This is a genomic window from Lapillicoccus sp. (genome assembly GCF_036559105.1).
Lineage (GTDB): Bacteria > Actinomycetota > Actinomycetes > Actinomycetales > Dermatophilaceae > Lapillicoccus.
On sequence record NZ_DATBTV010000017.1, the window covers coordinates 1 to 2,047 of the forward strand.

At 70.5% G+C, this 2,047-nt stretch carries 3 protein-coding genes; 1 reads left to right on the forward strand and 2 read right to left on the reverse strand.

The annotated features are described in order from the left end of the window. Positions 1 to 588 (reverse strand): hypothetical protein (locus tag VIG79_RS02375; RefSeq protein ID WP_331881657.1); only part of this gene is annotated, 588 nt, incomplete at its 3' end. 193 nt (positions 589 to 781) lie between these two features. On the opposite strand from VIG79_RS02375, the gene VIG79_RS02380 reads away from it, so the two are divergent. Next, positions 782 to 1,591 carry a glycoside hydrolase family 16 protein gene (locus VIG79_RS02380; protein ID WP_331881659.1) on the forward strand — a complete coding sequence of 270 codons (810 nt, stop codon included), beginning with the start codon at positions 782 to 784 and terminating at the stop codon, positions 1,589 to 1,591. 236 nt (positions 1,592 to 1,827) lie between these two features. Here VIG79_RS02380 and VIG79_RS02385 read toward each other — a convergent pair. Further along, positions 1,828 to 2,047, reverse strand: a 220-nt coding sequence (locus tag VIG79_RS02385) for a hypothetical protein (RefSeq protein WP_331881662.1), incomplete at its 5' end; no start/stop codon positions are given.

Below are 2,047 nucleotides of genomic sequence, written 5' to 3' on the forward strand. Positions count from 1 at the left end.
GGCCCCCACAGCATCCGCGTAGGAGCGGCAGGCGCCCAGGATGGCCATGACGCGTTCCGCCAGCTCCTCCTGGGTCAGGTCGAGGAGGTCGACCAGCTCCGGAGCCGCTTCCACGTCGCGGATGCCGCCCCGCAGCCGCCGGCGCTCGCTGCGCGTCAGGTCGTAGTCCTGCGCGATCGCGGTGAGCACGTCCCGCATGTCGAGACGCGCGAACCGGTCCGGACCGTCGATGACGGCGAGGGCCGCATCGAGCCACCGCTCGTCGTCGTCCGGGCTGTCCTCCATCACGTCGGTCACGAGGTTGAACAGCAGGTAATGGGCCGCCATTGCCGCGGGGGCGACCTCCTCGTGCTCGTCGAAGGGCAGCCCGACGGCCCGACGGACCAGGGCGGTGGCGCGGTCTTCGTCCTGGGCTGCCAACGCGTCGATGGCCTTGACCAACAGGTTCTCGGCGCCGAGGCCGAGGGCGTGGCTGAACGGTGCGAGTGTGCGACCGGACGCCAGCTGCGCGTCGCCCAGCGGGCGGTCGGCCTGCTCGCGGAGGTACCTCGCGACGGCGTCCTCCGCATCCCCGGGGTCTGTCTCCATCGGCCCGACGTTACCGGCGCAAGTCATGTCGCTCGTCATGTCGCGCTTGGTGCGGTCAGCACCCCACCGATCGCGACATGACCCGCGACATGACGCACGAGGTGTCCCGCGACTCACGTCCCGGCTTTGCGGCGGGCTCCCCACGTGACCCGTGACCTCACCACGCCTCGGAGGCGGGTGTTAGCGTCCCGCCATGCCGGAGTCACCACGCCCCGACCTGGCCCCGGTGTTCGCCGAGGAGTTCGACAGGCCAGCGCTCGACACCAGCGTCTGGGTTCCTCACTACCTGCCCGCCCGGAGCTCCCGTGCGGCGAGCGTGGCTGCATACCAGATCAGCGGTTCATGCCTGCGGCTCCGGATCCCCACTGACCACCCGGTGTGGTGCGAGGGCGACCACGAGCCGCCGATCCGCGTCTCCGGCATCCAGTCCGGCTCATGGTCGGGGCCGGTCGGCAGCACTCAGGGTCAGCAGCCGTTCCGGGACGGGCAGACCGTGCGAGAGGAGCAGCCGACGCAGTGGGGCTGGACGCCGCGGGAGGGCTGGATCGGCATGCGAGCGCGGGCCGTCGTGTCGCCGCGGTCGATGGTCTCGCTGTGGATGGTCGGCCTCGAGGACGTGCCGGAGCGCAGCGCCGAGATCTGCGTCATGGAGGCGTTCGGCGATGCGGTGGTCCCGGGCGAGTCCAGCGCGGTCGGCATGGGGCTGCACCCGTTCCGCGACCCCGAGGTGCGTGAGGACTTCGAGGCGGTGCGGCTGCGGCTCGACCTGGCGGAGTTCCACACCTACGCGTGCGACTGGTCGACGGACCGGGTCGACTACCTCGTCGACGGCGCCCTGGTCCGCCGGGTCGAGGGTCCGCCTCGGTACCCGCTGCAGCTGATGCTCGCGGTGTTCGACTTCCCTGACCGCTCCGTCGGGGCGGACGACGACCTCGTCCCGGAGCTCCTCGTCGACTGGGTACGCGGCTTCGGTGACGCACCGGGTGCACAATCGGCCGGGTGAGCCTGCTCGAACGCCGCCCTCAGGTAGAGGCCCTCGTCGCGTATGCCTCCACTCTGACCGCCTCGCGGCCAGCGCTTCCTGGGTGGAGGTATATCCGAGCGCTCTAGCGCTCTCACACCTCTCCAACCAGAGTCGGTTCCGTGATTGGCGCCCAGACAGGTTTCGATGGCGCGAAGTCAGCGCGGGAGCACCAGCTTTGCTCCACCGAACGCCTATCGCCCGTGATCGTGGTGACGTCAGGCGACGATGCCGGCGACGATCACCAGGGCGGGCCCTACGAAGCACAGGATGTCGAGCCAGTTCCACTCCCGGGTAATCTCCCGCCCGGTCACCGCGGCGGAGTCGCCCTCGGCCACCAGCTCCGCGTACTCGGCCATCGCCGTCTCGATCATCCGGCTGGCGCTGCCTACCGTGGCACCCTCGGACGGCTTGGGCGCGTTCAGCGTGGTCTCGTCG